This window comes from Streptomyces sp. 13-12-16, assembly GCF_002114215.1.
Taxonomy (GTDB): Bacteria; Actinomycetota; Actinomycetes; order Streptomycetales; family Streptomycetaceae; genus Streptomyces.
The window spans coordinates 1-6,064 of sequence record NZ_NCTE01000364.1 but is presented as its reverse complement, the minus strand read 5'-3'; the positions used below and the strand labels follow the sequence as shown (position 1 = coordinate 6,064).

Sequence of the window (6,064 nt, the reverse complement as noted above, 5' to 3'; positions counted from 1 at the left end):
CCTGAAGACCACCGAGCGCCTGACCTCGCTCACCGTGGAACTGCGGATCGCGCAGACCGGCGGGGTGACCTCCACCGGCGCCTGGCGCTCGCTGCCCGAGGACGACTTCGAGCTCTCGGTGGACGAGCGGGACGGCTTCCTCGTCTACGTCTGGACGCTCAAGGACGGCCGCACGGTCGAGCCCGGCGAGTGGGTCTTCGCCGGGCAGTACGACCACGAACGCGGCGGCCGGGACGCCGGGGAGGACACCTACACGGCGCGGGCCGGCACCGGCTCCGGAGAGCGCGCGGTCGGCGGCGACTTCGCGGCGCGGGACGACGAGGACGACGAGGACGACGAGGACGACGGGGATTCGTGAAAAAAGATCGTCCGGGGCGGCAACCCTTTCCGTGGCGGCGGCGACCAGCAGACGCAAAGACCCTCTCCACGCAAGGACATCGCGCATGACTGCACGACCCGAACAGCGCGCCTCCCACCGCCGCCGGACCACCAAGCGGCGGGCCGTGATCGCCGGAGTCTCCGCGCTCGGCATCACGGGGGCGGCGATCGTCACCACGACGATGCTGTCCACGGCGGGCGCCGCCTCGGCCTGGCCCTCCGACACCGGCGGCAAGCCGGTGTCGAAGACCGTCCCGGTCTCCGGGACGTACGACGGCGGCATGAAGAAGTTCTACGGCACCGGCGCCCTCGGCGGCGACGGCCAGGACGAGGGCCAGGACCCGGTCTTCGAGCTGGCCGACGGCGCCACGCTGAAGAACGTGATCATCGGCACCCCGGCTGCCGACGGTGTGCACTGCAAGGGCAGTTGCACGCTGGAGAACGTGTGGTGGCTGGACGTCGGCGAGGACGCCGCCAGCTTCAAGGGCAAGTCGTCGTCGGCCCAGTACAAGGTGATCGGCGGCGGAGCGAAGAAGGCCGACGACAAGGTGCTGCAGTTCAACGGCGCGGGCACGCTGACCGTGAGCGGCTTCCGGGTCGAGGACTTCGGCAAGCTGGTGCGTTCCTGCGGCAACTGCAAGACGCAGTACAAGCGCACGATCGTGCTGAAGGACATCGACGTCGTCGCACCGGGCAAGTCGCTCGTCGGCATCAACACCAACTACGGTGACACCGCCACGCTGTCGAAGATCCGCATCCAGGGCGACAGCAAGAAGAAGATCAAGACGTGCACCCGTTACCAGGGCAACAACACGGGCAAGGAGCCGAAGGACCTCGGCTCCGGCGCCGACGGGAAGTACTGCAAGTTCTCGTCCTCGGACATCACCTACAAGTGATCCCGCCGAGCCCATGACCCCGGGCCGCCGTCTCGACGTCCGACGGCCCGGTGACCGGCCGCCCGAGCCCCCCTCGGCCGGCCGGAACCCCCCGGTGGTCCGGACCCCCATCCGGACCGCCGACCAGGGCGCCCCGCCGGATCGCATCCGGCGGGGCGTCCGCCGTTCCCCCGGGACCGGAAAACCGTCCAGGGCCGGGAAGTCGCCCCGGACCGGGAAGCCGTCCGGGCCCCCGAACGGCGAAAACACCCGAAAACTTTCGGCGCTCCCCGTCCCTCCCGCATCTGTTGACGCCCCGCACTCCACTGGTGACACTCCGAGAAACAACAGAATCCCTCAGACTCCGACAGGAAGTGTCATGCGCCGCCACACCGCCCGTCGCACGCTTCTCGTCCCGTTCCTCGCCCTCCTCCTCGCCCTGCTCGCCGCCCCGCAGGGCACCGCACACCCCGGAGCACCACCCGTGAAGAAGCCCACGTACGCCGGTTACCTCTTCGCCTACTTCACCGGCGAGGGCACCGCCGACGGCGAGCAGATCCGCTACGCCCTCAGCCGCGGCAACGACCCCCTGCACTGGCGCGAACTGAACGCGGGCGAGCCGGTGCTGACCTCCACGACCGGCGAGAAGGGGCTGCGCGACCCGTTCGTGATCCGCTCCCCCGAGGGCGACAGGTTCTACATGATCGCCACCGATCTGCGGATGTACCGGAACAGCAGCGGAAGCTGGGACGAGGTCCAGCGGCACGGCAGCAAGTCGATCATGGTGTGGGAGTCCACCGACCTGGTCCACTGGACCGACCAGCGCCTGGTGCGGGTCTCCCCGGACAACGCGGGCAACACCTGGGCGCCGGAGGCCTACTGGGACGACGAGCTCGACGCGTACGTCGTCTTCTGGGCGTCCAAGCTGTACGCCGACGACGACCCGGACCACACCGGATCGACGTACAACAGGATGCTGTACGCGACCACGGAGGACTTCCGCACCTTCAGCGAGCCGAAGGTCTGGAACGACCCGGGCTACTCGGTCATCGACTCGACCGTCGTCGAGCACGAGGGCACGTACTACCGCTACACCAAGGACGAGCGCGACCCGTCCTCCGGCTCCCCGTGCTCGAAGTTCATCACCGGTGAGAAGTCCGCGTCGCTGACCGGCACCTCGTACGACTTCGTCTCCGACTGCATCGGCAGCGGTGCGATGAGCCGGGGCGAGGGGCCGACGGTGTTCAGGTCGAACACCGAGGAGAAGTGGTACCTGTTCATCGACGAGTACGGCGGCCGGGGCTACCTCCCCTTCGAGACCACCGACCTCGACTCGGGCGAGTGGACCCCGTCGACGGACTACCAACTTCCCGCCAGCCCCCGGCACGGCACGGTGATCCCGGTGACGCAGGCGGAGTACGACCGGCTGCTGGCCGCGTACCCGCGGAGCCCCGCGTCGGTCGTGGACGCCACGGCCCCCGGCCAGAAGGGGTACGCCGTCGTCAGCGAGGAGACGGGCAAGGTCGTGCTGCCGATGGAGCCGGGCGCGGACCTGCGGCACCTCGCGCCGAGGCTGTGGGTGGGCGAGGGCGCGACGGTCAGCCCAGGGTCCGGTACCCGCCGTGACTTCCGCGAGCCGCGGACGTACACGGTGACGGCCGCCGACGGCACGCGGCGCACCTGGACCGTCGAGGCGGTGCCCACCCGCAGCCCCGTCCTGCCCGGCCTGTACGCGGACCCGGACGTGCGGTACATGGACGGCCGGTACTGGATCTACCCGACGACGGACGGCTTCCCCGGCTGGAGCGGCACGCGGTTCAAGGCGTTCTCGTCGAAGGACCTGGTCCACTGGAAGGACCACGGCGTGATCCTCGACCTCGGTCCCGACGTGTCCTGGGCCGACGGCAACGCCTGGGCGCCCGCGATCGCGGAACGCGACGGGAAGTACTACTTCTACTTCTGCGCCGAACAGCAGATCGGTGTCGCGGTGGCCGACTCCCCGGCCGGCCCGTTCAGGGACGCGCTCGGCAAGCCGCTGATCGGGAAGACGCAGTTCGGCGGACAGATGATCGACCCGGCCGTGTTCACGGACGACGACGGCCGGTCGTACCTGTACTGGGGCAACGGGCACGGCTACGTGGCGCCGCTCAACGACGACATGGTGTCCTTCGACGCCGCCCGGGTGAAGGACATCACCCCGGACGGCTTCCGCGAGGGCTCCTTCGTGGTGAAGCGGGACGGCACGTACTACTTCATGTGGTCCGAGGACGACACCCGCAGCGAGAACTACCACGTGGCCTACGCGACCGGCCCGTCCCCGCTCGGTCCCTGGACCGAGCGGGGCACGATCCTGTCCAAGCGCCCCGAGTACGGCATCCTCGGCACCGGTCACCACTCCGTGGTCAACACCCCCGGCACCGACGACTGGTACATCGTCTACCACCGGTTCGCGCTGAACGGCCCCGGCACGTCCGGCGGGGACGGCACGCACCGCGAGACCACCGTCGACCGGCTGGAGTTCGCGGCCGACGGCACGATCGAGCCGGTGGTGCCGACCCTGGAGTCGGTCAGCCCGGTGCGGCGGCGGTGACCGAATCCAGCCAGGCGCAGGCCTCGTCCTGCATCGCGGCGTCGAAGACGTGGCCGCGCTCCGGCCACGTCTTCAACCGCAGCCGCTCCTCGGCACCGCACGCGCGCCAGACGGCCCGCAGCCTGTCGTACGCGACGCGCACCCCGTCGGCGGTGAACAGGGTGTCGAGCCCGCCGTGGAAGAACAGCATCGGCTTCGGCGCGGCGACGCTCGCCACGTCGGGGAGGTCGAGGTGCCGGGCGAGCCCCGGGTGGAGCGTGTGGAACGCGGACTGCCCGCGCAGGGTGTTGTTGCCCGGCACCATCATCTCCTTGAGGCCGGTCATCCAGCACACGCTCACCGCGGCGGCTACGTCGTCGCTGAGCGCGGCGGCCTGCCAGGCCCGGTAGCCACCCATGGAGAAGCCGACGGCGGCGACCCGGCGGGCGTCCACCCGGTCCAGGCCGGCCAGGAAGGCCGCGGCCCGCTGGTCCTCGCGGGCGTGCAGTCCGGCGAGGGAGGAACCGAGGTGGTAGAGGGTGCTCGCCAGGGCCTGCTGCCGCTCGTAGGCGAGCGGCTCGCGGTCGCCCCAGCCGAGGGCGTCCGCGCAGAACACCACGTACCCCCGCCGGGCCAGTTCGTCGCCGACGAAGCGCCCGCCGAAGCACCGGTCCGCCCACTCCTCGGCGGAGGCGAGACGGGTGTCGTCGTACCAGGGCCGGACGCACTTCTCCTTGCCGATGTCGAACCGGGACCCGTGGTCGTGCAGGAGGAGGACCGCCGGGAACGGGCCGTCGCCCCGTGGGGTGAGCAGGGCGCCGCGGACCCGTCCGTGACGGGTGAGGGAGAGGGTGACCAGCTCCCGCGTGTACCCGTCGCCGTCCGAACGGGCGGTGAACTCCGGGGCGTACGGCGTCCCGTCCTGCCGGCCGACGAGGAGGTGCTCCTCGACCACCGCGCGGGCCGCGCGCCGCCACGCCCCGAAGTCCCGGACCGGCGAGGTGCCCCAGGCGAGCGGGAAGGTCAGCTCGTCCTTGAGCACCGTGTGGAAGGCGGGCAGGTCACCGGTGGCGGGCATACGGCCGCCAGTCGCCGAGGTACGCCTCCCGGGTGTGCGAGGCGGCCTCCGCGCGGGTGAGCTGGGGCCGGTTCCCGGGCACGGTGATCACCGCGCCGGGGCCGGTGTTGCGGTACTCGGCGAACCGCTGGTCCTGCCAGGGGTGGCCGCTCGCCATGTTGGTGTACGGCGCGACCGCGTCGACGCCGGCGCCGAGCCGGGTCTCGCGCACGGTGAGCATCGGGCGGGCGGTGGTGTCGGAGCTGGGCACCCAGGGGCGGGCCAGCTTGTAGTAGCCGTCGGGGGCCTCGCTGCTGATCCTGCTCCGGGTGACCAGGTAGCCGCGCGGGTTGGCGCCGGCCGTGGAGGGCGCGAAGACGAAGCCGTACAGGGCCGCCGTCAGGTCGGGGCGGACCAGGGTGCGGAAGTGGCAGCGGTCGAAGACGGCGGTGGCCCGGCCGAAGACGAAGTCGACGTCGCCCTCGGCGTAGCAGTGGGCGAAGTACTGGCGGGCGAAGGCGTCCAGGGAGCGGGAGTCGGCGTACAGGGTGTCCTGGTGACCGAGGAACCGGCAGTGGGTGAAGGCGCTGCGGTCGCCCTGCACCTTGAGGGCGACGGCCTGGGTGCCGCTGGTTCCGGGGAGGTCGGTGCGCAGCCAGTCGTTGGCGAAGGTGATCCAGCGGGCAGTGAAGCCGTCGGGGCGCACGGTGGTGGTGGCGGAGCCTGAGGTGCCGTAGGTGCCGGAGCCGTCGGGCTTGGGGGTGCCGGCCGCGTTGTCGTAGACGATCACCACGTCGCGGGGGTCCTCGGAGGCGCCGAGCCAGGTCATGCCGGTGCGGTCGGCGTCGACGGAGACCGTCTCGCGGTAGGTGCCAGGGGCGATGACGAGGGTGCGTCCGGTGCCGGTCGCGGCGGTGACGGCGGCCTGGACACCGGTGAAGTCACCGGCGCCGTGCGGGTGGACGTACAGGGTGCCGGGGGTGAGGCGGGCGGACGGTGAGCCGTACCGGCCGAACGGGCGGCGGGGCCGGTGGGCGGCCCGGGCGGGGGCGGCGGCCAGGGTGAGCGCGGTGGCGGCCGTGGCGCCGGTGAGCAGGAAGTTCCTTCTGGACTGGGGCGTGGGCAGGGGCGTGGGCATGCGGGTGCTCCTTGGGGACGTCGGACGGGCCGGGGCGGTCCGCGGTG

The 6,064-nt window shown here is 71.5% G+C and carries 4 protein-coding genes and 1 pseudogene; 3 read left to right on the top strand and 2 right to left on the bottom strand.

Annotated features, from left to right (window positions below):
- The 3 genes and pseudogenes from B7767_RS15360 to B7767_RS15350 all read left to right on the top strand — a co-directional run.
- Positions 1 to 358, top strand: a pseudogene (locus B7767_RS15360) (hypothetical protein); the annotation flags it as partial.
- 85 nt (positions 359 to 443) lie between these two features.
- On the top strand, positions 444 to 1,274 hold the full coding sequence (locus B7767_RS15355; protein WP_085572686.1) for a pectate lyase: 831 nt from the start codon (positions 444 to 446) through the stop codon (positions 1,272 to 1,274).
- A gap of 358 nt (positions 1,275 to 1,632) precedes the next feature.
- Positions 1,633 to 3,843 (top strand): family 43 glycosylhydrolase, encoded by a 2,211-nt coding sequence (locus B7767_RS15350; RefSeq protein WP_085572685.1) that lies wholly within the window; start codon positions 1,633 to 1,635, stop codon positions 3,841 to 3,843.
- Here the strand turns inward: B7767_RS15350 and B7767_RS15345 are convergent.
- Together B7767_RS15345 and B7767_RS15340 are read right to left on the bottom strand one after the other, a co-directional pair.
- Positions 3,821 to 4,900: a dienelactone hydrolase family protein gene (locus tag B7767_RS15345; RefSeq protein ID WP_085572684.1), complete on the bottom strand. Its 1,080-nt coding sequence runs from the start codon at positions 4,898 to 4,900 to the stop codon at positions 3,821 to 3,823. The two genes, B7767_RS15350 and B7767_RS15345, sit on opposite strands and share 23 nt — an antisense overlap.
- Positions 4,884 to 6,017, bottom strand: a complete 1,134-nt coding sequence (locus B7767_RS15340) for a pectinesterase family protein (protein WP_085572683.1) — start codon at positions 6,015 to 6,017, stop codon at positions 4,884 to 4,886. The genes B7767_RS15345 and B7767_RS15340 overlap by 17 nt, the downstream gene beginning before the upstream one ends.
- Positions 6,018 to 6,064 lie beyond the last annotated feature (47 nt).

Excerpts from the sequence above, each read along its gene's own strand:
- B7767_RS15355 (WP_085572686.1), top strand. The coding sequence starts at position 444 with ATGACTGCACGACCCGAACAGCGCGCCTCCCACCGCCGCCGGACCACC.
- B7767_RS15350 (WP_085572685.1), top strand. The coding sequence starts at position 1,633 with ATGCGCCGCCACACCGCCCGTCGCACGCTTCTCGTCCCGTTCCTCGCC.
- B7767_RS15345 (WP_085572684.1), bottom strand. The coding sequence starts at position 4,900 with ATGCCCGCCACCGGTGACCTGCCCGCCTTCCACACGGTGCTCAAGGAC.
- B7767_RS15340 (WP_085572683.1), bottom strand. The coding sequence starts at position 6,017 with ATGCCCACGCCCCTGCCCACGCCCCAGTCCAGAAGGAACTTCCTGCTC.